The sequence below is a fragment of the Mesorhizobium sp. Cs1299R1N1 genome (assembly GCF_037179655.1).
Taxonomy (GTDB): domain Bacteria; phylum Pseudomonadota; class Alphaproteobacteria; order Rhizobiales; family Rhizobiaceae; genus Mesorhizobium; species Mesorhizobium salmacidum.
Genome location: NZ_JAPYKR010000006.1, coordinates 25,942 through 52,674, shown reverse-complemented (window position 1 = coordinate 52,674; position 26,733 = coordinate 25,942). Strand labels below are relative to the sequence as shown.

Sequence of the window (26,733 nt, the reverse complement as noted above, 5' to 3'; positions counted from 1 at the left end):
GGCTATCCCTTCAAAGAACCCTTGGTGGAGGGGACCGCGTCAGGCTGGCGCGGATCACGCTCGAGCGCGGCGCGCAGCGCGCGCGCCACCGCCTTGAAGCAGGTCTCGGCGATATGATGGTTGTTGGCGCCATAATGGTTGGTGACATGCAGCGTGATGCCGGCATTCTGCGCCAGCGCCTGGAAGAATTCGCGCACCAGTTCGGTGTCGAAGGTGCCGATCTTGGGCGACGAGAACGAAACGTTCCAGACCAGGAAGGGCCGGCCTGACACGTCGATCGCCGCACGCGTCAGCGTCTCGTCCATGGCAAGGTCGATCGAAGCGTAGCGCATGATGCCGCGCCGCTCGCCCAGCGCCTTGGTCAAGGCCTGGCCGAGCGCAATGCCGGTGTCCTCGACCGTGTGGTGGTCGTCTATGTGCAGGTCGCCATTGGCCTTGACGGTCATGTCGATCAGCGAATGGCGGGAAAGCTGATCCAGCATATGGTCGAAGAAGCCGACGCCCGTGGCGATGTCCGATTTGCCGGAGCCGTCGACAAGGATCGAGACCGAGATGTCGGTTTCCGCGGTCTTTCGGCTTGCATCGGCGGAACGAGGCGCCATCACTCTATCCTTGTGCCAGTGGTTCAGATCGTGACCGGTTCACGGGCCTCAAGCGCTCGCTGGCTTGAAAACGAGAGCCTTCTAGCAGCATGATCCGGCGATTGCCAGTTGCGATCCCGGCCGCTATCGAGCGGTTTGCAATCATTGGCCCCGTGCATACATATGGCCGATCAAAGTTACTCGTACCGCGCCAATCGCCTTTTGGGGTGGCGCTGCTCGGAGCCAGGAAATGTCTGATAATCTGACCATGCACGCCACGACGATCGTGACCGTGCGCAAGGGTAACAAGGTGGTGATCGCCGGCGACGGCCAGGTCAGCCTTGGCCAGACCATCATGAAGGGCAATGCCCGCAAAGTGCGCCGCATCGGCAAGGGCGGCAATGTGATTGCCGGTTTCGCGGGTGCCACAGCCGACGCCTTCACGCTTTTGGAACGCCTCGAAGCAAAGCTCGAACAATATCCCGACCAACTGACGCGCGCCTGCGTCGAGCTTGCCAAGGACTGGCGCACCGACCGTTATCTGCGCCGGCTTGAGGCGATGATGCTGGTTGCCGACAAATCGGTCTCGCTGGCGCTGACCGGCAACGGCGACGTGCTGGAGCCCGAACATGGCGTCATGGCCATCGGTTCGGGCGGCAATTACGCGCTGGCCGCGGCGCGCGCGCTGATGGACAGCGACAAGGACGCCGAGGAGATCGCCCGCAAGGCGATGCAGATCGCGTCCGACATCTGCGTCTACACCAACAATAATTTCGTTGTCGAAACGCTCGATGCGGCTTGATCAGGCCGACCATGGTCCCGAACCGCAGGACCGCGTAAGCGAAAAGTGGACGCCGGTTTTCGGAAAAGACCATGATCCAACCAGAAAATAGCTACGACTTTCGGCCGGTGACCAAAAAGGACCTGCCGATGATCGCAGGCTGGTTGGCCGAGCCGCATGTTGCAGAGTGGTGGGACGATCCCGAGGCGGGAATCGCGGAGATTGCCGATCATATAGACTCGATTTCCGTCGAGCCGCTGATCGTTGAGTTCGACGGCAAACCGATCGCCTATCTGCAGAGCTACGATCCGCATCTGGAAGACGGCCATCCCTATGCCGATCAGCCGTTCGGCACGCTCGGCATCGATATCTCGATCGGCCGGCCGGAACTCATCGGCATCGGCCATGGCTCGGCGATCGTGCGCCAGTTCGTCGAAGACCTGTTCGAGGAAGGCGTGCCGCGTGTCATCATCGACCCCGACCCAGCCAACATCAGGGCCATCCGGGCCTATGAAAAGGCGGGATTTCGGGCCATTGATCGCAGGCAGTCGATCTATGGCGACGCCGTGCTGATGGCGATCGATGCCGAAGACGCGCAAGAGGGGTAATTCAGGACATGGTCACGGCCAGCGAGGACAAGAGCCTTTCCGCTTACGAGGATAGCTGGCGGATGGGGCTGCTGATCGTCGCCGGCCTGCTCGTCGCCCAGGCCGTCACGCTCTACCTGATGGGCCATCCGCCGATCTGTACCTGCGGCTATGTCAAGCCGTGGCATGGCGTGGTGAACAGTTCGGAGAATTCCCAGCACATTTCGGACTGGTACACCTTTTCGCACATCATCCACGGCTTCCTGTTCTACGCGCTGGCCCGGTTCCTGTTCCCGCGCTCGCCGATCGGCTTGCGGCTGGCATTCGCCGTCCTCGTCGAGGGAGGCTGGGAAATCCTCGAAAATAGCCCGGTCATCATCGAGCGCTACCGCGCCGGCACCATTTCGCTCGATTATTACGGCGACAGCATCATCAATTCGGTGTCCGACACACTGGCCATGGTGCTGGGATTTGTCATGGCGCGAAGGCTACCTATATGGGTGATCGTCAGCCTCGCCATCCTCTTCGAACTGGGTACCGGCTATCTCATCCGGGACAATCTTACACTCAACGTGATCATGCTGCTGCATCCGTTCGAGACCATCAAGCAGTGGCAAAGTGGAATTTAGTGATATGAGCACATTTTCTCCCCGCGAAATCGTTTCGGAACTCGACCGCTTCATCATTGGCCAGAAGGACGCCAAGCGCGCCGTGGCCATCGCTCTGCGCAACCGCTGGCGCCGCCAGCAGCTCGAAGGCCAGATGCGCGAAGAGGTGATGCCGAAGAACATCCTGATGATCGGCCCGACCGGTGTCGGCAAGACCGAGATTTCGCGCCGCCTGGCGCGGCTCGCCGGCGCGCCGTTCGTCAAGGTCGAGGCGACCAAGTTCACCGAGGTCGGCTATGTCGGCCGCGACGTCGAGCAGATCATCCGCGACCTGGTCGAGATCGCCATCGGCCTGATGCGCGAGAAGATGCGCGAGGACGTGAAGGCGCGCGCCCATGTCAACGCCGAGGAACGGGTGCTGGAAGCGCTGGTTGGCAAGACGGCGAGCCCGGCGACGCGCGATAGCTTCCGCAAGAAGCTGCGCGAGGGTGAGCTCGACGACAAGGAAATCGAGATCGAAGTGGCCGACACCGGCAATGGCGGCATGCCCGGCTTCGAAATCCCCGGCATGCCGGGCGCCAATATCGGCGTGCTCAACATCAACGACATGCTGTCGAAGGCAATGGGCGGCAAGAAGACCAAGCTGCGCAAGACCACGGTGAAGGAGTCCTACGACCTGCTGGTCGGCGACGAGTCCGACAAGCTGCTCGACCAGGACGAGGTGGTGCGCCGGGCGCTCGACGCAACGGAGAATGACGGCATCGTCTTCCTCGACGAAATCGACAAGATCGCCGCCCGGTCGGACATTTCGGGCGGCCCTTCGCGTGAAGGCGTGCAGCGCGACCTGCTGCCGCTGGTCGAAGGCACGACGGTGGCGACCAAATACGGGCCGGTGAAGACGGACCACATCCTGTTCATCGCTTCCGGCGCCTTCCATGTCTCCAAGCCGTCCGACCTGCTGCCGGAACTGCAGGGCCGCCTGCCGATCCGCGTCGAGCTGCGCGCGCTTGAGAAGGAGGACTTCGTCCGCATCCTGACCGAGACCGAGGCGAGCCTGATCAAGCAGTATATCGCGCTGATGAAGACCGAAGGCGTTGAGCTCACCTTCACCGACGACGCCATCGATTCGCTCGCCGGCGTCGCCGTCGATCTCAACGCCAGCATCGAGAACATCGGCGCGAGGCGGCTGCAGACTGTGATGGAGCGGGTGCTGGACGACATCTCCTATGATGCGCCGGACCGCAACGGCACGGCGGTCACCATCGACGCCGCCTATGTCCAGAAGCATGTCGGCGACCTCTCCAGAAACACGGATTTGTCGCGGTTCATCCTTTGAACGAGGGCGCCGGAGCAGTCCGGCGCGGTCATGCAACAACGTCCGGCAGGAGCCATGTGTGGCCAGATGGTACCATCTGGCCACCTTTCGTCTCGCCGGATGATGGGGCGCTCTCGACTCGACCAGGTGCTTTACCTAGTTTGCGCCGCAATTCTCTAGGCGGCGGCGCATGAAAAAACTCATCTTGGTCATTCTCGGCTTGACGCTGGCGGCGACGCTGTTCGCTGCCGACGCGGCGACATTGGTGCCGGCGGGAAACCGCAATACCGAGCAGCCAGACATTCCCGGCGCCTCGAGCCGCCGCACGCAGGCGACCAACACCACCTTCCAGGCGAAGTACCGCAAGGTCTACGCGCTGCTGCAGAACGACGCCGATCTGCGCGCCAAGATCAAGAAGGCAGCGAGCGCCTATGGCATCGACCCCATGCACATCGTCGGCGCCATCGTCGGCGAGCACACCTACAATGTCGACGCCTACGACCGGCTGCAGACCTATTACGTCAAGGCGATTTCCTACCTCTCGAGCAAGCTCTCCTTCGCCTATGACGGCGAGGACATCACCGATTTCGTGCAGCGGCCGGAATTCAAGAAATGCGCCGCGATTTCGGACAGCTACGATCTGTGGGAATGCCGCGAACAGGTCTGGAACCGCTCGTTTCGCGGCAAGACTGTCGGCGGCGAGGATTTCCCCGACAACCGTTTCGGCGCCACCTTCTTCCAGCCCTACTATGCCGGCCAGACCTTCGGCCTCGGCCAGCTCAATCCCCTGACCGCCCTGCAGATGAGCGACCTCGTGCACAAGGTGTCGGGCCTGCCGAAGCTCGACGTCTCCGATCCCAATTCGGTCTACAAGACCATCATGGATCCGGACCTGACGCTGCCCTATGTCGCGGCGACGATCAAAAAGTCGATCGACGCCTATAAGAGCATCGCCGGCTTCGACATCTCTGGCAATCCGGGCGTGACAGCCACACTCTACAATGTCGGCAATCCGGAGCAGCGGGCCTATGCGCTGAAGGCGGAAAACGACAGACGCCACGCCACCGGTGAGCCGGAGAAGCTGCCGGAAGAGAATTATTACGGCTGGCTGGTCAACGACAAGCTGGCGGAGCTCAAGGCGCTGTTCTAAGGACTTCTACCTCCCCTTCGTGGCGAGATCGGACCGAAAGATCCGGGTAGGGGGCCGGTGCAGTCATACGCAATTGCCCTGCAACAAGGGAGAGGGCGGCCAACTTCGCTCAGGCCGCCAGCAACGCCTTCAGCTTGACTTCAGGCGATCTCAGCGCCTCCGGCGCGGGTTTGGCACGCTTGCCGATCAGCATTTCGGCTAGCCTTATGTCGCGGGCGACCGCATTGCCCGGGCCGATGCCGCTCGCCGCCACCAGCCTGCCATCCTCGGCAAGATGGAAGAGGATGAAGGCGCCGTCACCGAGATCGCGGCGCACAAGGCTGCGGCCTTCGTCGGAGAGGCCGGCGATCTGCAAGCTCAGCCCATACTGATCCGACCAGAACCACGGCACCGCCGCATGCGCCTCGCCGGCGCCAAGCATGTTCTTTGCGGCAAGAGCGCCCTGTTCCTGTGCATTGCGCCAGGCCTCCAGCCGCACGCGGCGGCCGCCATAGACGGCGAGCGGAAACGAGCAGCAATCGCCAGCGGCGAAGATGTCGGGATCAGCGGTTTGCAGGCAGGCATCGACTGATATGCCGTTTTCAAGGGTCAGGCCGGCTTCGGCCGCGAGCCTGGTCACCGGCACGGCGCCGATGCCGATGACGGCGAGGTCGGCCGATATTTCGCGCCCGCCGGCAAGCGTCACCCGCACCTCCTTGCCCTCGTCGGCGATGGAGGCGATGCCTTCCCCGCAGACCACGTCGACACCCTCGGCGACATGCGCTTCATGGATGATTTCGGCGATCTCGGCCGGAACGCCGCGCATCAGGATACGTGGCTGCGCCTCGATGACGGTGACCGAGGCGCCGAGCTTGCGCGCGGCTGCCGCAAGTTCAAGGCCGATGAACCCGCCGCCAATGATGGCGATGCGGTTGCCGGCACGAAGATGGGCGCGAATGGCCAGCGCGTCGGCGAAGGTTCTGAGATAGACGCAGCGCGCGCCAAGGCCAGGCATCGGCAGCTTGCGCGGCGTCGAACCGGTGGCCAGCAGCAGCTTGTCGTAGGCCAGCACCGAGCCGTCCGACAGGCGCACCGTGCGCGCCGCCCGATCGATCGCCACGGCCTGGACGGAATGGACGTGCCGGATCGATTTCTCGGTCAGGATCTTGTCGCTGGCGATCGCCTTGATTGCGGGCGCATCGCTGGCCATCGCCTCCTTGGACAGAGGCGGACGTTCATAGGGCAAATGCGGCTCGTCGCCGACCAGCGTCACCGGCCCGTCATAGCCGAGATCGCGCAAGGCGAGCGCCGCCCGTCCGCCGCATTCGCCGGCTCCGATGATCACCATTCCCCGCGCCATGCCGGTCATCCGATCTGAACCAGGACCTTGCCGGCGTCGACCTTGACCGGATAGGTCCTGAGGTTGACGCAAACCGGCGCGCCCCTGGCCGCGCCGGTCTTGTAGTTGAAGCGGCCATTGTGCTTGGGGCATTCGATGATGTCGTCCATCACCAGCCCATCGGCGAGATGCACCTTCTCATGCGTGCAAAGTCCGTCGGTGGCGAAATATTCGTCGTCCGGGCTGCGATAGATGGCGAAGGTGCGCCCGCCATGATCGAAGCGCATCACGTCCTCTTCGTCGATGTCGTCTGCGGCGCAGGCCTCGACCCAATCGCTCATTCAGTCCTCCCCTGGGATCGCACGGCGGCGCGTGATTATTCAGCCGCGACCGCGACGGCGTCGTTGTGGAATTCCTCGCGGTACGGCCTGGCGGTCGGCGGCAGCTCGCGCTTGAGGAAATAATCCTCGTTGCGCAGCTGGCGGCGGAAGACCGGGATCATCTCGCGGTAGCCGGCCAGGATCGACGGCGTCGGTGCCGGCAAATCGTGCTTGATCAGCGCGTGCAGCTTCGGCAGCGCATGATAGGGCACCATCGGGAACATGTGATGCTCGACGTGGTAATTCATGTTCCAGTAGATGAAGCGGCTGATCGGGTTCATGTAGACGGTGCGGCTGTTCAGCCGATGGTCGGTGACATTGTCGGCGAGACCGCCATGCTGCAGCAGGCCGACCATCACGTGATGCCAGGCGCCATAAAGCCTGGGCAGGCCGACCAGCATCAAGGGCAGGAAAGATCCGGTGTAGAGCGCCAGCGCGATGGTCGCGGCATAGATCGCCGTCCAGATGCGGGCAGCACGGATCGCTTTGGGCTGCTCCTGTTCGGGAATGAAGGTCTTCTCCGCCGCGCTGATGTTGCCGGCGGCATTGCGCAGCATGTCTGATATCGCATGCCAGGCGTCGAGCACGCCGACAAAAGCGAGAACGAGGCGCACCAGGTCCGGCGGCCGCATGACCGAAATCTCAGGATCTCGGCCGACGATGATGGTATCGGTGTGATGGCGCGTGTGGCTCCAGCGCCAGGTCACCGGATTGCGCATGATCATGAAGCAGGCGATCTGATAGACTGCGTCATTCATCCACTGCGTGCGGAACGCCGTGCCGTGGCCGCATTCGTGCCAGCGGGAATCGGTGGATGAGCCGTAGAGCACGCCATAGGCGAAGAAGAACGGCACGCACCACCAGCTGCCCCAGAACCAGGCGCCGCCGGCACCGCTGATGATGAGGGCGGCCAGCCAGATCGCCGTGTCGCGGATCGCCGGGCCATCGGAGCGCTGCATCAGCTCCTTCATCTGCTTGCGAGGAATGTCGGTATGATACCACTCGGCCGCCGACAGCCCGTGTTCGACCGCAAGCCGGGCGTCGCGGCCGATCAGGCTGTAATCACGCCGGGACGGCGCTGCGGTCATGATTGCCTCCCAAGGCAGGGCATTCGCCATGCGAATGCCGATCACCAACGAACTCCTTGCTCAGAAATAACGCCGAGCCATGATAGACTCAACATCATAAAGATAGTTTCTATCATTTCCTATCAAAGTGATGTATCGATATCAGGCAATCGAACGAGGGCGATCATGGCGAAACGGCCGACCATCACTGATCTGGCGCGCGTCTCCGGCGTCAGCGTTGCCACGGTGGACCGCGTGCTCAACAATCGCCTCCCGGTGCGCGAGGAAACCGCGCGCCGCGTCTACGAAACCGCGACCGAGATCGGCTATCACGCCGCTGGGCTGATCAAGCAGCGGATGCGCCAGGAACTGCCCGAGTATCGTCTGGGCTTTCTGCTGCTTCGGGGCAATGACGTTTTCTATGGTGATTTCGCTCGGGAACTCGAGCTGGCGGTCGCGCAATCGCAGCGCTTCCGCGGCGTCGCAACCGTCGATTTCGCCAGCTCCCTGGCCCCGGACGACATCGCCGCCCAGATGCGCAGGCTGGCGGCGAGATCGCGGGCCATTGCCGTGGTCGGCCCGGACCATCCGACGCTGACCGCGGTCGTGGAGGCGCTCAAGGCCAGGGGGCTGCCGGTCTTCTCCCTGCTGTCCGACTTCGCCGCCGGCGTCCGTGAGGGCTATGTCGGCCTCGACAACCGCAAGGTCGGCCGCACCGCGGCCTGGATGATCGCCAGGACGGCGAGGGCGCCTGGGAACGTCGCCCTTTTCGTCGGCAGCCATCGCTTCCATGGCCATGAGCTGCGGGAGATCGGCTTCCGCTCCTTCTTCCGCGAGCATGCGCCGGATTTCAGCGTGCTGGAGACGTTGGTCAATCTCGAGGCCAATCAGGTAACCCATGACGCGATGATCGATCTTCTGGCGCGGTATCCGGATCTCGTCGGCTGCTACGTCGCCGGCGGCGGCATGGAGGGCGCCGTCTCGGCGCTGCGCGCAGCGAAGCCTGGCAACATGCCGGTGGTCGTCTGCAACGAGATCAACGCCGAATCGCGCGCCGCGCTCGCCGACAACATTCTTACCATGGTGATCTCGACGCCGCTTGCCGCGCTCTGTCGTGAGCTCGTCGATCGGATGGCGCATGCCATCGAAGCCGGCGCGGCCAATGCGCCGGGTCAGATCTTCCTGCCCTTCGACATCTATTTGCCGGAAAACATCTGAAGCAATTTCGGGAAAATGCGCAGCGGCTTTCCGTCCGGGACGCGCCAGGACGAGAGATAGGGCGTTTCGATGAAGCGACAGAGCGCTCCTGCAGTCCGCCGCCGTGAACCGCCCGCCAGAAATGATAGAATCTATCAGGGCAGGCCGAAAAATCGCGCGCCCGAATTTGGAATCGCCCTTGACGCCTCAACCTCAAATGGAATAAATATTTCACTAGATGTATGTTTTGGTTCTTTCGTTCCGGAACATCCGTTTCAAGAGGCTGTTCGGCGTCCGGCGGTGGCGGAGCGCCGCGGAACGAAATGGATATCAGGGAGAGATTCCCCAGGCAGATTGGGGATTCCGGAGACATCGGTGCAACCGGACACCAAAAGTGGAGGAGAGATACAATGAAGAAACTGCTTTTGGGCGTCGCCTTCGCGGCGCTGATGAGTTCATCGGCCATGGCCGCCAAGATCGGCGTCTCGATGGCCAAGTTCGACGACAATTTTCTCACCGTGCTGCGCAACGGCATGATCGAGCAGACCAAGGGCATGAGCGGCGTCGAGCTGCAGGTCGAGGACGCGCAGAACGACGTTGCCAAACAGCTCGACCAGATCAAGAATTTCGCCGCTTCGGGCGTCGATGCCATCATCGTCAACCCGGTCGACACCTCGGCCACCCAGGCGATGTCGGATGCGGCCGCCGCGGCCAAGATTCCGCTGGTCTATGTCAACCGCGAACCGGTCAACGTCGACAAGCTGCCCGACAACCAGGCCTTTGTCGCGTCCAACGAAGCTGATTCCGGCACGCTCGAAACCAAGGAAATCTGCCGCCTGTTCAAGGAAGCCGGCAAGAAGGAAGCCAACGTCTATGTGATCATGGGCGAGCTTTCCAACCAGGCCGCCGTGCAGCGCACCAAGGACATTGAAGAGGTGATCGCCACGCCGGACTGCAGCTTCATCAAGATCATCGACAAGCAGACCTCGAACTGGGATCGCGACCAGGCCCAGAACCTGATGACCAACTGGCTGTCGACCGGCAAGAAGTTCGACGGCGTCATCGCCAACAATGACGAAAGCGCCATCGGCGCCATCCAGGCGATGAAGGCTGCCAACATCGACATGAAGTCGGTTGTCGTCGGCGGCGTCGACGCCACCCAGGACGCGCTTGCCGCCATGCAGGCCGGCGACCTCGACGCCACCGTGTTCCAGGACGCGGCCGGCCAGGGCGCCGGCGCGCTGGACGCAGCGCTCAAGCTGGCCAAGGGCGAGAAGGTCGAGCACAAGGTCTATGTGCCCTTCCAGCTCGTCACCCCGGCAAACATCGACAAGTTCCTGAAGAAGAACTGAGCCGCGGACATACGGAGCGGCGCTCTCGCGCAAAGACAGCGCCGCTCCTCTTTCCCTCGGCGCCTGACAGCTGCTCGAGGAACGGCCGCGGCTGACGGAGGATAGAAGATTGGCACAGACATCTCACGGCGTCGGCGGGGTCAGCTATGACGCCAAGAAGCGCACATGGCCGGCCGAATTCAACGTCTTCCTGGCGCTCGTCATCCTCGTCGTCATCTTCGAACTGATCGGCCGGATTTTCCTCGGCGACAGCTTCCTATTCAACACCCGCAGCGACGTCTCCGGCATCTTCAACGAGGCGCGCCTGCAGATCATCATCCTGCAGGTGTCGATCGTCGGCATCATCGCCATCGGCGTCACGCAGGTGATCATTACAGGTGGCATCGACCTGTCGTCGGGCTCGATCGTCGGCGCGACCGCCATGATCGCCATGAGCTTCGCCCAAGTGGCGACCGTCAACGGCAATCCGAATCCCAAGGCGATGTTCCTGGCGCAGGGCTGGACCGACCTGCCGGTGATCGTGCCGGTGCTGGTGGCGATCGGCTGCGGCCTGCTCGCCGGCTTCGTCAACGGCGCGCTGATCGCCTACACGCGCATTCCGCCCTTCATCGCCACGCTCGGCATGATGGTGACCGCGCGCGGCATCGCCAAATGGTGGTCCAAGGGCCAGCCGATCTCGTTCCCTACAGACAGTTTCGCCGCGATCGGCAAGGGCCTGATGCCCGTCATCATCTTCTTGTCGCTGGCCGTGCTGTTCCAGCTGATCATGACCTACACCAGATACGGCAAGCATTGCTACGCGATCGGCTCCAATGAGGATGCCGCACGCATGTCCGGCATCAAGATCGCCAACCACAAGATCCTGGTCTACGTCATCGCCGGCATTCTCGCCGCGCTCGCCGCCGTGGTGTTGTCCTCCAAGAACCTTACCGCCCAGGCCGGCATGGGCGTGATGTACGAACTCGACGCCATCGCCATGGCGGTCATCGGCGGCGTCTCACTGTCGGGCGGCCGTGGCTCCATCATCGGCACGGTGATCGGCGCGCTAATCTTCGGCGTCATCATCTCCGGCTTTACCTTCCTGCGCCTCGACGCCTACTACCAGGAGATGGTCAAGGGTGTGATCATCGTCGGCGCGGTCGTTCTCGACCAGTGGCGCCAGCGCATGCGGGCATTGAGGGCTTGACCATGTCAGATATCGTCTTGAAGACCGAAAACCTGACCAAGCGCTATGGCGGCGTGCATGCGCTCGAAGGCGCCAACTTCGAGCTGCGCAAGGGCGAGCATGTCGCCATCATGGGCGACAACGGCGCCGGCAAGTCGACCTTCGTGCGCCAGATCACCGCCGTCGAGCAGCGGACCAGCGGCCAGGTCTGGTTCGACGGCAAGGAAGTGAATTTCGCCGGCCCGATCGAGGCGCGCGAGGCGGGCATCGAGACGGTGTTCCAGAATCTGGCGCTGGCCGACGATCTCGACGTGCCGTCGAACCTGTTTCTCGGCCGCGAAAAAGTACTGTTCAATCTCGGGCCGTTCTCGATCCTCGACCGCAAATACATGCGCAAGGCGACCGAGGCGGCGCTGGTCCGCACGGCGGTGAAGATCCCCAATCTTTCCAACACCATCCGCCATATGTCGGGCGGCCAGCGCCAGTGCGTGGCGATCGCCAGGACGGCGACCTTCGCCTCCAAGCTGATCATCATGGACGAGCCGACGGCAGCGCTTGGCGTGCAGGAGACCGCGCAGGTCGAAAACATCATCCGCACGCTGAAGGACAATGGCGAGCCGTTGATCCTGATCAGCCACAACATGCGCCAGGTGTTCGACCTTTGCGACCGCATCGTCGTGTTCCGGCGCGGCCGCATCGTCGCCAATCTGCGCAAGGAGAATACCGACGGGCAGGACATCGTATCGTACATCACCGGCGCCAAGACCGGCGAGGCGGAACTCGCGGCCTGAGGCCGGGCGCGGAGGCGACGGTCATCGCCTTCCCGTCGATTTGTCTTGACCGGAAAATCATCTAGCGCCCATGACCGGCGCCCCGCTTCGAACCATCCCCAGAGGAAATTTCCATGACTGTTCGCTTCGCCCTCCTTGGTGCCGGCCGCATCGGCAAGGTCCACGCCCGCGCCGTCGGTTCCAACCCCCAGGCAAAACTGGTCGCCGTTGCCGACGCCTTCGAGAAGGCGGCGAGCGAATTGGCGAGCGCTTATGGCGCCGAGGTGCGGACCATCGACGCCATCGAAAAATCGAAAGACATCGACGCGGTCGTCATCTGCACGCCGACCGACACGCATGCCGATCTGATCGAGCGCTTCGCCAAGGCCGGCAAGGCGATCTTCTGCGAGAAGCCGATCGACCTCGACGTCAAGCGGGTGGAGAAGTGCCTGGCCGTGGTCGACAAGGCCAAGGCGACGCTGATGGTCGGCTTCAACAGGCGCTTCGATCCGCATTTCGCCGCCGTGCGCAAGGCGATCGACGACGGCGCCATCGGCACCGTCGAGATGGTCACCATCACGTCGCGCGATCCCGGCGCCCCGCCACTCGATTATATCGCCCGCTCCGGCGGCATTTTCCGCGACATGACCATCCATGATTTCGACATGGCGCGCTTCCTGCTCGGCGAGGAGCCCGTCGCGGTGAGCGCGCATGCCTCGGTGCTGGTCGACAAGAAAATCGGCGAAGCCGGCGATTTCGACTCGGTCAGCGTCATCCTTGAAACCGCATCGGGCAAGCAGGCCGTCATCTCCAATTCGCGCCGCGCCACCTATGGCTACGACCAGCGCATCGAGGTGCATGGCTCCAAGGGCATGGTGGCGGCCGAGAATCAGCGGCCGGTGTCGATCGAGCTGGCCAACGAGAAGGGCTATACGCGCCCGCCGCTGCACGATTTCTTCATGACCCGCTACCTCGACGCCTACGCCAACGAGATCGCCGCCTTCATCACCGCGGCGACTTCAGGCAAGAAGGCGGCGCCGAGCGGCGCGGACGGCCTCGTGGCGCTCAGGCTGGCCGATGCGGCGCTGAAGTCTGCGACCACGGGCAAGACCGTCCGCCTGGACAAGTAAGAACGCATCCGGACCCAACGCACAGGAGCAGAGCGATGAGTGCATCCGCCGATCGCAATTCGAACACACGCGCCATCGTCACCGGCGGTGCGCAAGGCATCGGCTTTGCCGTTGCCGAAGCCCTGGCCGACGAGGGCTGCCGGGCGCTGGCGCTCATCGGCCGCTCGCAGGAGAAGGGTGACAAGGCAGTCGCCCATTTCAAGAAATCAGGCGTCGACGCCATCTTCATCAGCGCCGACGTTTCGAAGGTTGCCGACTGCAAGCGCGCGGTCGCCACCGCGCTCTCGCATTTCGGCAGCATCAACGCGCTGGTCAACGCCGCGGCCACCTCCGCGCGCGGCTCGCTGGTCGAGACATCGGAAGAGCTCTTCGACCAGATCTTCGACACCAATGTGCGCGGCCCGTTTTTCCTGATGCAGGGCGTGGTGGCGCATCTGCTGGAGAAGAAGGCGCCCGGCTCGATCGTCAACGTGCTGTCGATGTCGGCGCATACCGGGCAGTCGTTCCTGACGCCCTATTCGACCAGCAAGGGCGCGCTGATGACGCTGACCAAGAACGTCGCCAACGCCTATCGCTTCAACCGCATCCGCTGCAACGCCGTACTGCCCGGATGGATGGACACCGAAGGCGAGGACATCGTGCAGAAGAAATGGCACGATGCGCCCGACGACTGGCTGGCGAAGGCCGAGGCCGCGCAGCCGATGGGCCAGTTGGTCAAGCCGGACCAACTCGCGCGGCTGATCAGCTACATGATCAGCCCGCAATCGGGCGTTATGACCGGATCGCTGGTCGACTACGACCAGAGCGTCGCGGGATCGTCGCCGGAATAGCGACAACCGAGTAGTCCACGTCCAGAAGCAGTTCTGCCAAGCGCCGGCCCCTGTTGCCGGCGCGTCGCTATTCCCATATAGTCAAGATAGTCAGAATGGTCACGGGGATCGAAATGCTGTCTGCGCCCAAAGAAGGCACCAACTGGACAGTCGCCGGTGCAAAAGCCCGGCTCTCGGAGGTTATCGAGCGCGCGCAGTCGTCGCCTCAGACAATCACCAGAAATGGCAAACCAAGCGTGGTTGTGGTCTCGGCCGAGGAATGGCAGCGGAAGACCGCGCGCAAGGGTACGCTTGCGGAGTTTCTGCTGGAGTCGCCGCTGCGCGGCGCCGATCTCGACCTTGAACGTCAACGCGACGAACCGCGTGATCTGCCGTTGTGAGATTGCTGCTCGACACGAATGTCCTGTCCGAGGTGACAAGGCCGTCGCCGGACGCACGCGTTCTGGATTGGCTGGACGGGCTTGATGAGGACCGCTCGTTCATCAGCGTCGTGTCGATCGCCGAGATCCGGCGCGGCGTCGCCCTCATGGATGAGGGCCGCAAACGCGAGGCGTTGGCCGAATGGCTCGCTCGGGACTTGCCGCAGCGCTTCGAGCAGAGGGTTCTTCCGGTGGACGAGCTGGTTGCCTTGGCTTGGGGCGACCTGATGGGCCTTGCGAAACGTCGGGGTCGCGGTCTGTCGTCGATGGACGGACTGATCGCAGCCACCGCGGTTGCGCAGGAGCTGACTTTGGCAACGCGCAACACCAGGGATTTCGAAGGCTTTGGAATTGAACTCTTCGATCCCTGGACCGCATGAGCCGTTCGGCCTTTGCATGTCGGTCCTCGAAAGCGACCAATGTCCCCTTGTTACAGGAGGACGTCTCGATGCACCCGTACTGGATCACGATAAGTGGTCATCTCGGTGTCGGCGTCACCGCACGGTCGAAAGCAGACGCCCTGCACCTCTTCGAGCTTGCCTTCGGATCCGCCCAGAAAATCGTCAGCATCGAGATCATCAAGGGCATGAACGATCTCGACCAAAATCACGTCCTGCCAAATTTGGGCAGCACCAACTGGCTCCGGCGCGGCATCTGGTTCCCCCAGGGCCAGGAGCACATCGCAAACTGAGGCAATGCGTTGCCTCATCAAGCCGCGTGACAAACGCCCCCGCTTCCACTATATGAGCCGCATGATCAACCTGACCGCCACGTATTGGTACTTTAGGAGCTCGCTGGCGGCGGGAGGATTGCGCTCGATCTGAAGATTGCAGCAACAAGATCCGAACAGCCGCCAGACCTGGCGGCTTTTTTGTGTCAGCCGGCAGGTTCCCAAACATAGTTTTACGCAATTCCGGACGGAAAACCGCTACGCACTTTTCCTGGAATTGCTCTAACAGGAGCAGAAAGCCGTGTTGACCACCACAGACGACCTTCGGGTCAACGAACTTAGACTGCTGAGCACGCCGGAAGAGGTGATGCGCGAGATACCGCGCTCGCTGACGGCGACACGCACCGTTGCCGCCTCGCGCAACGCCATCCATTCCATCCTGGCAGGGGCCGACGATCGACTTGTTGTCATCGTCGGCCCTTGTTCCATCCACGATCCGGTCGCGGCCGTTGACTATGCCAGCCGTCTGGCGGCGCTGCGCGAGGCCCTGGCCGACCGGCTCGAGATCGTGATGCGGGTCTATTTCGAAAAGCCACGCACGACGGTCGGCTGGAAGGGCCTGATCAACGATCCCGACCTCGACGGCAGCTTCAACATCGACAAGGGGCTGCGGATGGCGCGCAACGTGCTTTCCGCCGTCAACAATCTCGGCCTGCCGGCGGCGACCGAATTCCTCGACATGACGACGCCGCAATACATTGCCGACCTTGTCGCCTGGGGCGCCATCGGCGCACGCACGACCGAGAGCCAGATCCATCGTGAGCTGGCCTCGGGCCTCTCCTGCCCGGTCGGCTTCAAGAACGGCACCGACGGCAATCTCAGGATCGCCGGCGAGGCGGTGAAGTCGGCCGCCCAGCCGCATCATTTCATGGCGGTGACCAAGGGCGGACGCAGCGCCATCGCGGCGACGACGGGCAACGAGGATTGCCATGTCATCCTGCGCGGCGGTGTTCAGCCCAACTATGACGCGGCAAGCGTCGAGGCCGCATCCGTGGAACTCGCCCGCATCGGCATCGCGCCCCGTCTGATGATCGACGTCAGCCACGCCAACTCGAGCAAGAAGCCCGAGAATCAGCCGAAAGTGGCGGCCGATGTCGCTGGCCAGGTGGCGGCGGGCGACGAGCGCATCATCGGCGTCATGATCGAGAGCAATCTCGTCGCCGGCCGGCAGGACGTCGTGGCCGGCAAGCCGCTGGTCTACGGCCAGAGCATCACTGATGGCTGCATCGACTGGGCGACAACCGAGACCGTGCTGCACGGTCTTGCCGGCGCCGTCGAATGGCGCCGCTCGGCCCGCCGCGCCATGCTGGACAGCCGGCAAGGGGCAGCCTGATACGATGGAGATGCGGGAGGGGCGGCGCCAACCGGAATTACGCCGCCCTCAAGCCTTCCCATGCAGTGAACACGGAGACCGCAAACAGCAGCAGCCCGGCCGCCCGGCCGGCGAATGCTGTCGCTCGCGGATTGGCGACCAGCAGCTTGCGGCTGCGGCCGGCTGATATGGCGAGCCCGCCATAGATCGCGGCCTGCGTCAGCACGGTCAGCAGGCCCATGATTGTCGCCTGCATCCAGATCGGACCGTAGTGCGGTTTCAGGAACTGCGGGTAGACAGCCAGGACGAAGAGATAGGCTTTGGGATTGATCAGGCAGGTCACGAAACCCTGGCGAAACGCCTTCCATGCGGAACGGCTGCCGGCAGGTCCGTCATGGCCGACGGTAATCGAGCTGCGCATCAGAGTGAGGCCGATGAATGCCATGTAGGCGGCGCCGGCAAGCAGCAGTGGCTTGAACAGGATCGGCACGAAATGCATGAGCAGGCCGACGCCGACAGCGCCGTTCAGCGTGTGCACCATGCCGCCGACCATGATGCCGCCTGTCGCCGCCAGGCCCCTGTCGCGCCCACCGGTCAGCGCATTGGCAAGCACGAACAGCATGTCCATGCCTGGAACGGCGATGATGCCGAACAGGAGAAGAAAGAAAAGCCAGAGATTTTCCGCGTAGCTCATGTCAGTTGCCTGTCGCCTCCTGCGTGCGTGCCGCCAAGGAATTTGTTGATTTTCAAGCCGATGGGCGATCCTATAGATCGAGCCAACTGACGATGGTGTGTCAGTTGTGATCGCAGCCGGTGAGAAAAATGCGCAAGGCATCGCGCCTGTTCGAGATCATTCAGATCCTGCGGCTGGCCAGCCGGCCGGTGACGGCGGCAATGATTGCCGGGCAGCTGGAAGTGACGATACGTTCGATCTACCGCGACATCGCGGCACTGCAGGCCATGCGTGTCCCGATCGAGGGTGGCCGTGGCATCGGCTACATACTGCGCCCCGGCTTCGACCTGCCGCCGCTGATGTTCTCGATCGAGGAGATGGAGGCGATCGTGCTGTCGCTGGCGCTGCTGGAGCGCACCGGAGACGACGAACTCAAGCAGGCGGCCAAGCGCGTCAGCGCCAAGATCGCCGGCGCGGTGCCGCCGCCCTTGCGTCAGACGCTCGAGGCCAATGCGTTGCACGCCTGGGGCTTCGCCGCGCCCTCCGCCGGCACGATCGACCTTGCGCTGGTGCGCCGCGCCATCCGCGACGAGGAGAAGCTCGATCTTTCCTACCGAGACGAGCTGGGCCGTGCCTCCGAGCGCCTGATCCGCCCGATCGCGCTGATCTATTACGCCGAGACCGCCAACATCGTCGCCTGGTGCGAATTGCGCCAGGCAATCCGCAATTTCCGCAGCGACCGCATCGAGGATTGCCAGCCGACCGGGTTAAGCTTCAAGGGCGAAGGCGATAGGTTGCGGAAGGTGTGGGTCGATGGATGGGAAACGCCGGCGGTGATTACCGCCCATTGATGACGAAATCGAGAAAGCTTCGGCCGACAGCGAATGGACCGTCGGCAACCTCCCATGTCGGCGAGCTACATGCCTCTACCGAACATCCACCCAGCGCTTTTCCTCGTAAGAACGCGCCATCGCATGCACGGTGCGCTCGATTTCCAGCCCTTCGGCGAACTCGATGAGCCGGGCCGGCTTGCCGGCAAGCCGCGTCAGCAATTCGTGGCATTCGATGATCTTGAGGTCGTTGAAGCCGAGGCTGTGGCCGGGCGCCGGCACGAAAAGGTCGTAGGGCTTGTGCTGCGGCGCCACCAATATGGTGCGATAGCCCTGTTCGGTCGGCCGGTCCGACGTCAGGTAGAGCTGGAATTCGTTCATCCGCTCCTGGTCGAACAGGATCGACCCCTTGGAGCCGAAGATCTGGATGGCGATGCGGCCCTTGCGGCCCCAGGCCGAGCGGTTGACCTGCAGCGTGCCGGCAATGCCGTTTTCCAGATGCATCAGCACGCTGGCGATATCGTAGGTCTCGACCGCGCGGCGCCCGCCGGCCGCCAGCTTGCGGTCGGCATAGGGCTTGGCCATGTCGCAGATGACGCTGGCGACGCGGCCAAACAGCGCCGTGACCAGCGACAGCGGATGCACGGCGAAATCGTCGAGCGCGCCGTAGCCGGAAGTCGCCTCGTGCTTCCAGAAGAACAGCGCCTCGGGATCGGCCATGAAATCCTCATCCATCTCGATGCGCAGATGGTTGACCTCGCCGATGATCTTCTCGTCGAGCAGCGCGCCGATGTGACGGATGGCCGGGCTCTGGATGTAGTTGTAGCCAAGCGCCGCGACCTTGCCTGATTTCTTGGCCGCGGCTGCCATCGCCTCGGCTTCGGCAAAGCTCGGGGCCATCGGCTTTTCGCACCACAGATGCTTGCCGGCTTCGAGGACGGCGATGGCCATCTCCGGATGAAACTGGTTGGGCGTGGTGAGCGAGACGATATCGACTTCGGGATCATTGACCACGGCGCGCCAGTCGCCGGAGGCCTTGGCGAAGCCGAACTCGCCGGCCTTGCGCCTGGCGAGATCCTCATTGATCTCGCCGAGATGGACGAGCCTTGGCTTGGTCGCGTCGGGAAAGACCGCACCGACCGCGCTCCACGCGATGGCGTGGCATTTGCCCATGAAGCCCGTGCCGATAAGACCTACGCCGACCATTTTTTCGTTCCTCCGCTGCCATGAATGCTGCGTGGATGAATTAGTCCATTTTCCCCAGGAATGGAATGTCTGCCTCATTTTTTATGGCGTTCTTGCGCAGGCCCGCTATGATGGGGCAGAGAGAGCTTCCAGACAGCCTGAACAGAGCGACGATGGACGAACAGGTACCTCGCGACTTCGAGACACTGCGCGCCACCATTCTGGATCGGCGCGAGAGCTTGCCCAAGCGCATCGCCCAGATCGCCGCCTACGCGCTCGATAATCCCGACGATATCGCCTTCGGCACCGCCGCCAGCATCGCCGCTTCGGCCGGTGTGCAGCCCTCGACCCTGATCCGCTTTGCCCAGCAACTCGGTTTCGACGGTTTTACCAGCCTGCAGCAGGTGTTCCGCGAGCGGCTGCGCGAGCGCAACTCCTCCTATGACGAGCGGCTGCAGGCGCTGCGCGCCAAGGCCGAGGGCGGCGCCGGTCACCGGGCGATCTTCGACGGCTTCATCGCCGCCGCCAGCACCTCGCTCAACGATATTTCCCGCACGCTGGATGACGCGCATCTGGAAGACGCGATTTCGCTGCTGGCAAAGGCGCAGACCATCTATGTCTTGGCCAAGCGGCGCTCCTATCCGGTGGCTTCCTACATTGCCTATGCGCTTGGCAAGCTGAAAATCCGCAACCAGCTGATCGAATCGGCCGCCGGCCTGAATGCCGAGATGGTCGGCTTCGCCACGCCGGCGGACGCCGTCATCGCCATCAGCTTCTCGCCTTACGCGCCGGCCACGATCGAGGAGGCGCGCGCCATTGCCGAGCAAGGGGTGCCGATCGTTGCAATCACCGACAGCTCATTCTCGCCGCTCGCCCAGTTCGCCAGGGTCTGGTTCGAGGTTGCCGAGGCGGATTTTGCCGGCTTCCGCTCGCTGTCGGCGACAATGGCGCTGGCCATGGCACTGACCGTCGGCGTCGGCGAGAAGCGGCGCGACGCTGTTCGCAAGCGCAAGGCTTGATCGAGCATCCCATCAAGGCAATTTTAGCCTAGGGAATGCTCATTCCATATTGACTATGGATTGGAATTATTATTTCATATTGTCGGCGCCACGCTGCCGCTCGCGCGTGTTACCCAAACAATGTTGTCCATGACGACAAGACCGACGGGAGGTTCCAATGAGCGAAGCCGTGGACGCAAGACAGGCGCCGCTCGACGTCATCACCATCGGCCGCGCGTCCGTCGACCTCTATGGCCAGCAGATCGGCTCGCGGCTTGAGGACATTACCTCATTCGCCAAGTCGGTCGGCGGCTGCCCGGCCAACATTTCCGTCGGCACGGCGCGGCTCGGCCTGCGCTCGGCACTGCTGACGCGTGTCGGCGACGAGCAGATGGGCCGCTTCATCCGCGAACAGCTGAAGCGCGAAGGCGTCAATGTCGACGGGCTGAAGACCGACAAGGAGCGGCTGACCGCGCTGGTGCTGCTTTCGGTCGAGAGCGAAGGCGTTTCGCCGATGATCTTCTACCGTTCGGACTGCGCCGACATGGCGCTGGCCGAAGAGGACATCGACGAGGCGTTTATTTCCTCGGCCCGCGCGATCGTCGTCACCGGAACGCACTTTTCCCGCCCCAACAGCGACGCCGCCCAGCGCAAGGCCATCCGCATCATGAAGGCCAGGGGCGGCAAGGTGGTCTTCGACATCGACTACCGGCCGAACCTGTGGGGTCTCGCCGGCCACGCCGAAGGTTTTGAACGCTATGTCAAATCGGACCGGGTCTCGGCCCAGTTGAAGACGGTGCTGCCCGATTGCGACCTCATCGTCGGCACCGAGGAAGAGATCATGATCGCGTCCGGCGCCGACGACTGCCTGAGCGCGCTGAAGGCGATCCGCGCCCTGTCCTCGGCCACCATCGTCTTGAAGCGCGGCGCCATGGGCTGCATCGTCTATGACGGGCCGATCAGCGACGATCTCGAGGACGGCATTGTCGGCGAGGGTTTCCCGATCGAGATCTACAACGTGCTGGGCGCCGGTGATGCCTTCATGTCGGGCTTGCTGCGTGGCTGGCTCGGCGGCGAAAGCCTTGCCACGGCGGCGACCTGGGCCAATGCGTGCGGCGCCTTTGCCGTGTCTCGGCTGCTCTGCGCGCCGGAATATCCGACCTTCGAGGAGCTGCAGTTCTTCCTCAAGAACGGCAGCAAGCATCGCGCGCTGCGCAAGGACGAGGCGATCAACCACATCCATTGGGCGACGACACGCCGGCGCGACATCCCCTCGCTGATGGCGCTCGCCTGCGATCACCGTGTGCAGCTCGAGGATGTAGCGGCCAAGACCGGCGCCGATCCGGCCCGCATACGTGACTTCAAGGTGCTGGCGGTCAAGGCAGCGGCCAAGGTCGCCGCCGGTCGCGACGGCTATGGTATGCTGATCGACGAGAAACATGGCCGCGAGGCGATGTTCGAGTTCGCCCGGCATCCCTTCGCCTGGCTCGGACGCCCGGTGGAACTGCCGGGCTCGCGGCCGCTGCGCTTTGAATTCTCGCAGGACATCGGCTCGCAGCTCACCGAATGGCCGGTCGATCACTGCATCAAGTGCCTGTGCTTCTACCATCCGGACGATCCGGCGGCCTTGAAGGAAGAACAGCAGCAGAAGCTGCGCGCGCTGTTCGAGGCCGCGCGCAAAGTCGGCCGGGAACTTCTCATCGAGATCATCGCCGGCAAGCATGGCAAGCTCGACGATACCACGATCCCGCGCGCACTTGAGGAACTCTATGCGCTCGGCATCAAACCGGACTGGTGGAAGCTCGAACCGCAGGCGTCGAGCGGCGCCTGGGCCAGGATCGAGGCGGTGATCCTGAAGCACGATCCCTGGTGCCGAGGCATCGTACTGCTTGGCCTGGAAGCGCCGCAGGACGAACTGGAAGCGGCGTTCGCCGCCACCGCCAAGGCGCCCATCGTGAAAGGCTTTGCCGTCGGCCGCACCATCTTCGTCCATGCCGCCGAACAATGGCTGGCCGGCAAGATGTCGGATGAGGAGGCTGTCGCCGACATGGCGTCGCGCTTCGAACAACTGACCGAAGCGTGGCTTGCCGCGCGCGGGCGCAAGGCGGCATAACAAGGCGCTGCATAAGGACTGCGGAGGAAAACACCATGAGCAAGACAATCCGCCTGACGATGGCGCAGGCGCTGACCCGCTTCCTGTCCCGTCAGATGACCGAGATCGACGGCAAAAAAGTGCCGATTTTTGGTGGCGTCTGGGCGATCTTCGGCCATGGCAATGTCGCCGGCATCGGTGAGGCGCTCTATCAGGTGCGCGACGAACTGCCGACCTTCCGCGCCCATAACGAACAGGCGATGGCGCATGCGGCGATCGCCTATGGCAAGGCCAATTTCCGCCGTCGCTTCATGGCCGCGACCTCTTCGATCGGCCCCGGCGCGCTGAACATGGTGACGGCGGCGGCACTTGCCCACGTAAACAGGTTGCCCGTCCTGTTTTTGCCGGGCGATGTCTTCGCCAACCGCATTCCCGACCCCGTGCTGCAGCAGGCCGAGGATTTTTCTGACGGCACGGCGACGGTCAACGACTGCTTCCGGCCGGTGTCGCGCTATTTCGACCGCATCACCCGGCCGGAACAGATCATCCCGGCGCTCAGCCGTGCCATGCAGGTGCTGACCGACCCGGCCGATTGCGGCCCGGTGACGCTGTCGCTCTGCCAGGATGTACAGGCCGAGGCCTATGACTATCCCGAGAGCTTCTTTGCCGAGCGGGTCTGGCGCCAGCGGCGGCCGCGTCCGGACCGTGGCGAACTGGCGGCCGCCGTCGCGGCACTCAAGGGCGCCAGGAAGCCATTGATCATTGCCGGCGGCGGCGTTCTCTATTCACAGGCCTCCGATGAACTGGCCAAATTCGCGCAAGGCGCGGGCATTCCGGTCTGCGAGACCCAAGGCGGCAAGTCCTCGCTGCCGGACGATCACAAGCTCAACATGGCGGCGGTCGGCGTCACCGGCACCTCGGCCGCCAACCGGCTGGCGGAAGAGGCCGATGTCGTGCTCGCCATCGGCACGCGGCTGCAGGACTTCACCACCGGCTCGTGGGCGCTGTTCAAGAAGTCCGGCAAGACCATCATCGGGCTCAACGTGCAGCCTTTCGACGCCGGCAAACACCGGGCGCTGCCGCTGGTCGCCGACGCGGGGGAAGGGCTCGCCGAACTCGGCGCCGCGCTGCAAGGCTGGAAGGCGCCTGCCGCCTGGACCGACAATGCGGCCACCGGCAAGAAAGCCTGGCAGGCCGACGCGGCCAAGGTGACGGCCTCGACCAACGCCGCTTTCCCCTCCGACGCGCAGGTGATCGGCGCCGTGCAGCGCGCGATGGGCTCCGGCGTGACGCTGCTGCATGCGGCAGGCGGCCTTCCCGGCGAATTGCACAAGCTCTGGCAAGCGGGCGCGCCCGGCTCCTACCATGCCGAATACGGCTTCTCGACCATGGGCTACGAAATCGCCGGCGGGCTCGGCACCAAGATGGCCAAGCCCGACGATGAGGTCGTGGTCATGATCGGCGACGGCTCCTATCTGATGCTGAACTCCGAGATCGCCACCTCGGTGATGCTCGGTTTGAAACTGACCATCGTGCTGCTCGACAACAGGGGTTTTGGCTGCATCAACCGGCTGCAGATGGCGACCGGCAGCGCGAACTTCAACAATCTCCTGAAGGACTCGCGCCACGATATCTTGCCCGACATCGACTTCGCCGCGCACGCGGCGAGCATGGGGGCGATCGCCGAGAAGGTGCCGTCGATCGCCGAGCTGGAAAACGCGCTGCGGAAGGCCAAGAAGAACGACCGCACCACCGTGCTGGTCATCGACACCGATCCGCTGGTTTCCACCGATGCCGGCGGCCATTGGTGGGACGTGGCGGTGCCGGAAGTGTCCGCCCGCAGCCAGGTGAACGCGGCGCGCAAGGCCTATGATGAGAAACGGCGGATGCAGACCATCGGCGATTGATGTCGGCGCCGAGGCTCCGCCCTTCTCCCCTTTACAGGGAGAAGGTGCCGGCAGGCGGGGGCGACTCCAACGAACAAGAATTGAACTGTTTTTAGCACCGGAGTGACGACTTGAAAGCCAAACTGGGCATGTCCCCCATTGCATGGTGGAACGACGATCTTGCCGAACTCAGCGATGACGTGTCGCTGGAGGAATGTCTGCGCCAGTCGCGCTCTGCCGGCTTCACCGGCATGGAGATGGGCCGCCGCTTCCCCAACGACCCAAAGGTGATGCTGCCGATCCTGAAGGCCGCCGACGTGACGCTCTGCGGCGGCTGGTTCTCGGGCACGCTGGTCGACGAGGAGATGGCTGCCAACAAGGACCGCATCCAGCCGATGATCGACCTGTTCAAGGCAGTCGACGCGCCTTGCATCGTCTATGGCGAGGTCGGCCGCTCGATCCAGGGTGACCGCTCCAAGCCGCTCGCCACCAAGCCGAAGCTCACCAGTGATGAGATGAAAGCCTACGCGCGGCGCCTGACGGAATTCGGAGAATGGTGTGCCGAGCAAGGTATGTCGCTTTCCTATCACCATCATATGGCGGCCGTGGTCGAGACCGAGCCGGAGCTCGATGCCTTCATGCGCCATTCCGGCGAAGGCATCCCGCTGCTGCTCGATGCCGGACACCTCGCGTTTGCCGGCGGCGACGTGCTGCGCGCAATCGACAACCATCACAAGCGCATCAGCCATGTCCATGTGAAGGACGTGCGCATGGATGTGATCGACAAGCTCGACCGTACGAAGCAGTCCTTCCTCGACGCCGTGGCCCTCGGCGCCTTCACCGTGCCGGGCGACGGTTCGCTCGATTTTGGCGCCATCGTGCAGCGCTTCGCCGACCATGGCTATGAAGGCTGGTTCGTGGTCGAGGCCGAGCAGGATCCCAGGAAGAACCCGCCGCTCAAGATGGCGCAGGTAGGCTACAAGGAGCTGATGCGGGTGATGACGGATGCCGGCTACACCGTCGAGACACAAGGCTTTCCGAGTGCCTGAAGGCTGGATTCACGGTGACGCGCGGTCTATCTGAGGACAGATTGCTGAGTTACGGATGGCACGATGAAAGATTATGAACACCCGTTCTTCCGGCCGCTTTGGCGGCGCATCGCCGTCGTCGCCGTCTGCCTGATCTGGTCGATCATCGAATTCGCGTCCGGCACGCCGTTCTGGGGCGTGATCGCGCTCGGTTTCGCCGGCTACGGCGCCTGGCAGTTTTTTTATCTCTATAAGCCGGCTGAAGAAAAAGAGGCCGAGCCCGAACCGAAGGAGTGACTGGTCGCGTAGGCGATTAGCTTGCAGCGCCTCTCGCTTCGTCATCCTGGGGTCTCCGCGATGGAGCTTCGCTCCTGCTTCGCTCCAGGATGACGAAGTTGAGAGGACCTCGACCAATCTGAGGCGTCTGCGATGATCCTTTTGAACAACCGGTGAAATCGTCGGCTTGGACAAGCTGCAACCCGTCAAGCCACTGGAATAGGAGAGACAAAATGTCCAAACTGCTCGTCAAAGCCGACAAGGGCCATGGCCGCGTCGCGCATGTGACGCCGAAAAGCGCCGGCTGGACTTATGTCGGTTTCGACCTGCATCGGCTGAAACCAGGCGAAAGCGCCTCGGGAAAGACGGAAGACCGTGAGGTCTGCCTGGTGTTCGTGACCGGCAAGGGTACCGCGACAGCCGCCGGCAACGATCTCGGCCTGCTCGGCGAGCGCATGTCGCCTTTCGAGGGCAAGCCATGGTCCGTCTACGTGCCGCAGGGATCGGAATGGTCGGTGACGGCCGATACCGAGCTGGAACTTGGCGTGTGCTCGGCGCCCGGCCTTGGCGGTGGCCTGCCGGTCCGGGTGATCGGACCGGACGATCTCGGCCAGGAGGTGCGCGGCAAGGGCACCAACACGCGCTACGTCACCAACATACTGCCGGAAGGCCAGCCCGCCGACTCATTGCTGGTGGTCGAGGTCATCACGCCCGGCGGCCACACGTCGAGCTACCCGCCGCACAAGCACGACCAGGACAACCTGCCTGCTGAATCCTATCTCGAGGAGACCTATTACCATCGCCTCAACCCGCCGCAGGGCTTTGCCTTCCAGCGCGTCTATACCGACGCCGACAAGGATGGCGATCGCGCGCTGGACGAGGCCATGGCGATCGAGGACGGCGACGTGGTGCTGGTGCCCAAGGGCTATCACCCCTGTGCCGCCTGCCATGGCTATGACCTCTATTATCTTAATGTGATGGCCGGGCCGAAGCGGACGTGGAAATTCCACAATGCGCCCGAGCACGAATGGTTGATGAAGGCCTGACCGTCCTGCGTTTCCGGCTGAACCTAT

28 protein-coding genes are annotated in these 26,733 nt (G+C 63.2%); 22 read left to right on the top strand and 6 right to left on the bottom strand.

Annotation, left to right across the window (positions count from 1 at the left end; translation table 11 throughout):
* Nucleotides 1–2: 2 nt before the first annotated feature.
* Nucleotides 3–602: an imidazoleglycerol-phosphate dehydratase HisB gene (gene hisB / locus O7A70_RS14475; protein ID WP_337140958.1), complete on the bottom strand. Its 600-nt coding sequence runs from the start codon at nucleotides 600–602 to the stop codon at nucleotides 3–5.
* A gap of 229 nt (nucleotides 603–831) precedes the next feature.
* Here hisB and hslV point away from each other — a divergent pair, with 229 nt between their 5' ends.
* From hslV to O7A70_RS14450, 5 genes are all read left to right on the top strand, one after another.
* On the top strand, nucleotides 832–1,383 hold the full coding sequence (gene hslV, locus O7A70_RS14470) for an ATP-dependent protease subunit HslV (RefSeq protein WP_027142430.1): 552 nt from the start codon (nucleotides 832–834) through the stop codon (nucleotides 1,381–1,383).
* 71 nt (nucleotides 1,384–1,454) lie between these two features.
* Complete coding sequence (locus O7A70_RS14465; protein WP_337140957.1) at nucleotides 1,455–1,970, top strand: GNAT family N-acetyltransferase; 516 nt, start codon at nucleotides 1,455–1,457, stop codon at nucleotides 1,968–1,970.
* 8 nt (nucleotides 1,971–1,978) lie between these two features.
* On the top strand, nucleotides 1,979–2,578 hold the full coding sequence (locus O7A70_RS14460; RefSeq protein ID WP_337140956.1) for a DUF2585 domain-containing protein: 600 nt from the start codon (nucleotides 1,979–1,981) through the stop codon (nucleotides 2,576–2,578).
* 4 nt (nucleotides 2,579–2,582) lie between these two features.
* Complete coding sequence (hslU, locus tag O7A70_RS14455; RefSeq protein WP_140758809.1) at nucleotides 2,583–3,893, top strand: ATP-dependent protease ATPase subunit HslU; 1,311 nt, start codon at nucleotides 2,583–2,585, stop codon at nucleotides 3,891–3,893.
* A gap of 169 nt (nucleotides 3,894–4,062) precedes the next feature.
* Nucleotides 4,063–5,022, top strand: coding sequence for a DUF1402 family protein (locus O7A70_RS14450; protein WP_337140955.1), 960 nt, complete (start codon nucleotides 4,063–4,065; stop codon nucleotides 5,020–5,022).
* 109 nt (nucleotides 5,023–5,131) lie between these two features.
* Here the strand turns inward: O7A70_RS14450 and O7A70_RS14445 are convergent, their stop codons facing one another.
* Genes O7A70_RS14445 through O7A70_RS14435 form a run of 3 tightly spaced genes read right to left on the bottom strand, consistent with a single transcriptional unit; the run spans nucleotide 5,132 to nucleotide 7,808 of the window.
* Nucleotides 5,132–6,370, bottom strand: coding sequence for an NAD(P)/FAD-dependent oxidoreductase (locus O7A70_RS14445; protein WP_337140954.1), 1,239 nt, complete (start codon nucleotides 6,368–6,370; stop codon nucleotides 5,132–5,134).
* The gene (locus O7A70_RS14440) at nucleotides 6,367–6,681 is read right to left on the bottom strand and encodes a MocE family 2Fe-2S type ferredoxin (RefSeq protein WP_140606630.1); all 315 of its coding nucleotides are present in this window, start codon (nucleotides 6,679–6,681) and stop codon (nucleotides 6,367–6,369) included. Before O7A70_RS14440 ends, O7A70_RS14445 begins: the two co-directional genes overlap by 4 nt.
* 35 nt (nucleotides 6,682–6,716) lie before the next feature.
* The gene (locus O7A70_RS14435) at nucleotides 6,717–7,808 is read right to left on the bottom strand and encodes a fatty acid desaturase family protein (RefSeq protein ID WP_337140953.1); all 1,092 of its coding nucleotides are present in this window, start codon (nucleotides 7,806–7,808) and stop codon (nucleotides 6,717–6,719) included.
* 165 nt (nucleotides 7,809–7,973) lie between these two features.
* Here O7A70_RS14435 and O7A70_RS14430 point away from each other — a divergent pair, with 165 nt between their 5' ends.
* From O7A70_RS14430 to O7A70_RS14385, 10 genes are all read left to right on the top strand, one after another.
* Nucleotides 7,974–9,005 (top strand): LacI family DNA-binding transcriptional regulator, encoded by a 1,032-nt coding sequence (locus tag O7A70_RS14430; RefSeq protein WP_337140952.1) that lies wholly within the window; start codon nucleotides 7,974–7,976, stop codon nucleotides 9,003–9,005.
* 389 nt (nucleotides 9,006–9,394) lie between these two features.
* Complete coding sequence (locus tag O7A70_RS14425; RefSeq protein ID WP_337140950.1) at nucleotides 9,395–10,336, top strand: sugar ABC transporter substrate-binding protein; 942 nt, start codon at nucleotides 9,395–9,397, stop codon at nucleotides 10,334–10,336.
* Between the two features lie 109 nt (nucleotides 10,337–10,445).
* Nucleotides 10,446–11,522 (top strand): ABC transporter permease, encoded by a 1,077-nt coding sequence (locus tag O7A70_RS14420; protein WP_027142420.1) that lies wholly within the window; start codon nucleotides 10,446–10,448, stop codon nucleotides 11,520–11,522.
* A gap of 2 nt (nucleotides 11,523–11,524) precedes the next feature.
* Nucleotides 11,525–12,292: an ATP-binding cassette domain-containing protein gene (locus O7A70_RS14415; protein ID WP_023772158.1), complete on the top strand. Its 768-nt coding sequence runs from the start codon at nucleotides 11,525–11,527 to the stop codon at nucleotides 12,290–12,292.
* Nucleotides 12,293–12,405: 113 nt separating this feature from the next.
* On the top strand, nucleotides 12,406–13,401 hold the full coding sequence (gene iolG, locus O7A70_RS14410; RefSeq protein WP_337140947.1) for an inositol 2-dehydrogenase: 996 nt from the start codon (nucleotides 12,406–12,408) through the stop codon (nucleotides 13,399–13,401).
* 35 nt (nucleotides 13,402–13,436) lie between these two features.
* Entirely contained in the window at nucleotides 13,437–14,231 is a 795-nt protein-coding gene (locus tag O7A70_RS14405) for an SDR family oxidoreductase (RefSeq protein ID WP_337140945.1), read from the top strand.
* A gap of 95 nt (nucleotides 14,232–14,326) precedes the next feature.
* Complete coding sequence (locus O7A70_RS14400; protein WP_337140943.1) at nucleotides 14,327–14,611, top strand: type II toxin-antitoxin system Phd/YefM family antitoxin; 285 nt, start codon at nucleotides 14,327–14,329, stop codon at nucleotides 14,609–14,611.
* Nucleotides 14,608–15,030 (top strand): type II toxin-antitoxin system VapC family toxin, encoded by a 423-nt coding sequence (locus O7A70_RS14395; protein ID WP_337140941.1) that lies wholly within the window; start codon nucleotides 14,608–14,610, stop codon nucleotides 15,028–15,030. Before O7A70_RS14400 ends, O7A70_RS14395 begins: the two co-directional genes overlap by 4 nt.
* A 68-nt stretch (nucleotides 15,031–15,098) precedes the next feature.
* Complete coding sequence (locus tag O7A70_RS14390) at nucleotides 15,099–15,341, top strand: hypothetical protein (protein WP_337140938.1); 243 nt, start codon at nucleotides 15,099–15,101, stop codon at nucleotides 15,339–15,341.
* Nucleotides 15,342–15,621: 280 nt separating this feature from the next.
* Nucleotides 15,622–16,713, top strand: a complete 1,092-nt coding sequence (locus tag O7A70_RS14385; protein ID WP_337140936.1) for a 3-deoxy-7-phosphoheptulonate synthase — start codon at nucleotides 15,622–15,624, stop codon at nucleotides 16,711–16,713.
* Nucleotides 16,714–16,750: 37 nt separating this feature from the next.
* On the opposite strand, the gene O7A70_RS14380 is transcribed toward O7A70_RS14385, so the two are convergent.
* Nucleotides 16,751–17,386: a LysE family translocator gene (locus O7A70_RS14380; RefSeq protein WP_337140934.1), complete on the bottom strand. Its 636-nt coding sequence runs from the start codon at nucleotides 17,384–17,386 to the stop codon at nucleotides 16,751–16,753.
* A 128-nt stretch (nucleotides 17,387–17,514) separates the two neighbouring features.
* On the opposite strand from O7A70_RS14380, the gene O7A70_RS14375 reads away from it, so the two are divergent.
* The gene (locus O7A70_RS14375) at nucleotides 17,515–18,216 is read left to right on the top strand and encodes a helix-turn-helix transcriptional regulator (protein ID WP_337140932.1); all 702 of its coding nucleotides are present in this window, start codon (nucleotides 17,515–17,517) and stop codon (nucleotides 18,214–18,216) included.
* Nucleotides 18,217–18,291: 75 nt separating this feature from the next.
* On the opposite strand, the gene O7A70_RS14370 is transcribed toward O7A70_RS14375, so the two are convergent.
* Nucleotides 18,292–19,401, bottom strand: coding sequence for a Gfo/Idh/MocA family protein (locus O7A70_RS14370; protein WP_337140930.1), 1,110 nt, complete (start codon nucleotides 19,399–19,401; stop codon nucleotides 18,292–18,294).
* Between the two features lie 152 nt (nucleotides 19,402–19,553).
* Here O7A70_RS14370 and O7A70_RS14365 point away from each other — a divergent pair, with 152 nt between their 5' ends.
* The 6 genes from O7A70_RS14365 (at nucleotide 19,554) to iolB (ending at nucleotide 26,706) form a co-directional block, all read left to right on the top strand.
* On the top strand, nucleotides 19,554–20,399 hold the full coding sequence (locus tag O7A70_RS14365) for a MurR/RpiR family transcriptional regulator (RefSeq protein ID WP_027142410.1): 846 nt from the start codon (nucleotides 19,554–19,556) through the stop codon (nucleotides 20,397–20,399).
* 157 nt (nucleotides 20,400–20,556) lie between these two features.
* On the top strand, nucleotides 20,557–22,491 hold the full coding sequence (locus tag O7A70_RS14360; protein WP_337140928.1) for a bifunctional 5-dehydro-2-deoxygluconokinase/5-dehydro-2-deoxyphosphogluconate aldolase: 1,935 nt from the start codon (nucleotides 20,557–20,559) through the stop codon (nucleotides 22,489–22,491).
* A 35-nt stretch (nucleotides 22,492–22,526) separates the two neighbouring features.
* Entirely contained in the window at nucleotides 22,527–24,377 is a 1,851-nt protein-coding gene (gene iolD, locus O7A70_RS14355; protein ID WP_337140926.1) for a 3D-(3,5/4)-trihydroxycyclohexane-1,2-dione acylhydrolase (decyclizing), read from the top strand.
* Between the two features lie 110 nt (nucleotides 24,378–24,487).
* The gene (iolE, locus tag O7A70_RS14350; RefSeq protein ID WP_337140924.1) at nucleotides 24,488–25,405 is read left to right on the top strand and encodes a myo-inosose-2 dehydratase; all 918 of its coding nucleotides are present in this window, start codon (nucleotides 24,488–24,490) and stop codon (nucleotides 25,403–25,405) included.
* 63 nt (nucleotides 25,406–25,468) lie between these two features.
* Complete coding sequence (locus O7A70_RS14345) at nucleotides 25,469–25,681, top strand: DUF3329 domain-containing protein (protein WP_337140922.1); 213 nt, start codon at nucleotides 25,469–25,471, stop codon at nucleotides 25,679–25,681.
* Between the two features lie 212 nt (nucleotides 25,682–25,893).
* The gene (gene iolB / locus O7A70_RS14340) at nucleotides 25,894–26,706 is read left to right on the top strand and encodes a 5-deoxy-glucuronate isomerase (protein ID WP_337140920.1); all 813 of its coding nucleotides are present in this window, start codon (nucleotides 25,894–25,896) and stop codon (nucleotides 26,704–26,706) included.
* Nucleotides 26,707–26,733: the final 27 nt, after the last annotated feature.

What these genes read in the sequence shown, in the direction of transcription:
- O7A70_RS14405 (WP_337140945.1), top strand. Translation starts at nt 13,437, where the DNA reads ATGAGTGCATCCGCCGATCGCAATTCGAACACACGCGCCATCGTCACC.
- O7A70_RS14430 (WP_337140952.1), top strand. Translation starts at nt 7,974, where the DNA reads ATGGCGAAACGGCCGACCATCACTGATCTGGCGCGCGTCTCCGGCGTC.
- O7A70_RS14375 (WP_337140932.1), top strand. Translation starts at nt 17,515, where the DNA reads ATGCGCAAGGCATCGCGCCTGTTCGAGATCATTCAGATCCTGCGGCTG.
- O7A70_RS14345 (WP_337140922.1), top strand. Translation starts at nt 25,469, where the DNA reads ATGAAAGATTATGAACACCCGTTCTTCCGGCCGCTTTGGCGGCGCATC.
- O7A70_RS14440 (WP_140606630.1), bottom strand. Translation starts at nt 6,681, where the DNA reads ATGAGCGATTGGGTCGAGGCCTGCGCCGCAGACGACATCGACGAAGAG.
- O7A70_RS14415 (WP_023772158.1), top strand. Translation starts at nt 11,525, where the DNA reads ATGTCAGATATCGTCTTGAAGACCGAAAACCTGACCAAGCGCTATGGC.
- O7A70_RS14445 (WP_337140954.1), bottom strand. Translation starts at nt 6,370, where the DNA reads ATGACCGGCATGGCGCGGGGAATGGTGATCATCGGAGCCGGCGAATGC.
- O7A70_RS14360 (WP_337140928.1), top strand. Translation starts at nt 20,557, where the DNA reads ATGAGCGAAGCCGTGGACGCAAGACAGGCGCCGCTCGACGTCATCACC.
- hisB (WP_337140958.1), bottom strand. Translation starts at nt 602, where the DNA reads ATGGCGCCTCGTTCCGCCGATGCAAGCCGAAAGACCGCGGAAACCGAC.
- O7A70_RS14390 (WP_337140938.1), top strand. Translation starts at nt 15,099, where the DNA reads ATGCACCCGTACTGGATCACGATAAGTGGTCATCTCGGTGTCGGCGTC.
- iolG (WP_337140947.1), top strand. Translation starts at nt 12,406, where the DNA reads ATGACTGTTCGCTTCGCCCTCCTTGGTGCCGGCCGCATCGGCAAGGTC.
- iolB (WP_337140920.1), top strand. Translation starts at nt 25,894, where the DNA reads ATGTCCAAACTGCTCGTCAAAGCCGACAAGGGCCATGGCCGCGTCGCG.
- O7A70_RS14380 (WP_337140934.1), bottom strand. Translation starts at nt 17,386, where the DNA reads ATGAGCTACGCGGAAAATCTCTGGCTTTTCTTTCTTCTCCTGTTCGGC.
- O7A70_RS14450 (WP_337140955.1), top strand. Translation starts at nt 4,063, where the DNA reads ATGAAAAAACTCATCTTGGTCATTCTCGGCTTGACGCTGGCGGCGACG.
- O7A70_RS14435 (WP_337140953.1), bottom strand. Translation starts at nt 7,808, where the DNA reads ATGACCGCAGCGCCGTCCCGGCGTGATTACAGCCTGATCGGCCGCGAC.
- O7A70_RS14365 (WP_027142410.1), top strand. Translation starts at nt 19,554, where the DNA reads ATGGACGAACAGGTACCTCGCGACTTCGAGACACTGCGCGCCACCATT.
- O7A70_RS14465 (WP_337140957.1), top strand. Translation starts at nt 1,455, where the DNA reads ATGATCCAACCAGAAAATAGCTACGACTTTCGGCCGGTGACCAAAAAG.
- O7A70_RS14460 (WP_337140956.1), top strand. Translation starts at nt 1,979, where the DNA reads ATGGTCACGGCCAGCGAGGACAAGAGCCTTTCCGCTTACGAGGATAGC.
- O7A70_RS14370 (WP_337140930.1), bottom strand. Translation starts at nt 19,401, where the DNA reads ATGGTCGGCGTAGGTCTTATCGGCACGGGCTTCATGGGCAAATGCCAC.
- hslU (WP_140758809.1), top strand. Translation starts at nt 2,583, where the DNA reads ATGAGCACATTTTCTCCCCGCGAAATCGTTTCGGAACTCGACCGCTTC.
- O7A70_RS14400 (WP_337140943.1), top strand. Translation starts at nt 14,327, where the DNA reads ATGGTCACGGGGATCGAAATGCTGTCTGCGCCCAAAGAAGGCACCAAC.
- O7A70_RS14425 (WP_337140950.1), top strand. Translation starts at nt 9,395, where the DNA reads ATGAAGAAACTGCTTTTGGGCGTCGCCTTCGCGGCGCTGATGAGTTCA.
- hslV (WP_027142430.1), top strand. Translation starts at nt 832, where the DNA reads ATGTCTGATAATCTGACCATGCACGCCACGACGATCGTGACCGTGCGC.
- iolD (WP_337140926.1), top strand. Translation starts at nt 22,527, where the DNA reads ATGAGCAAGACAATCCGCCTGACGATGGCGCAGGCGCTGACCCGCTTC.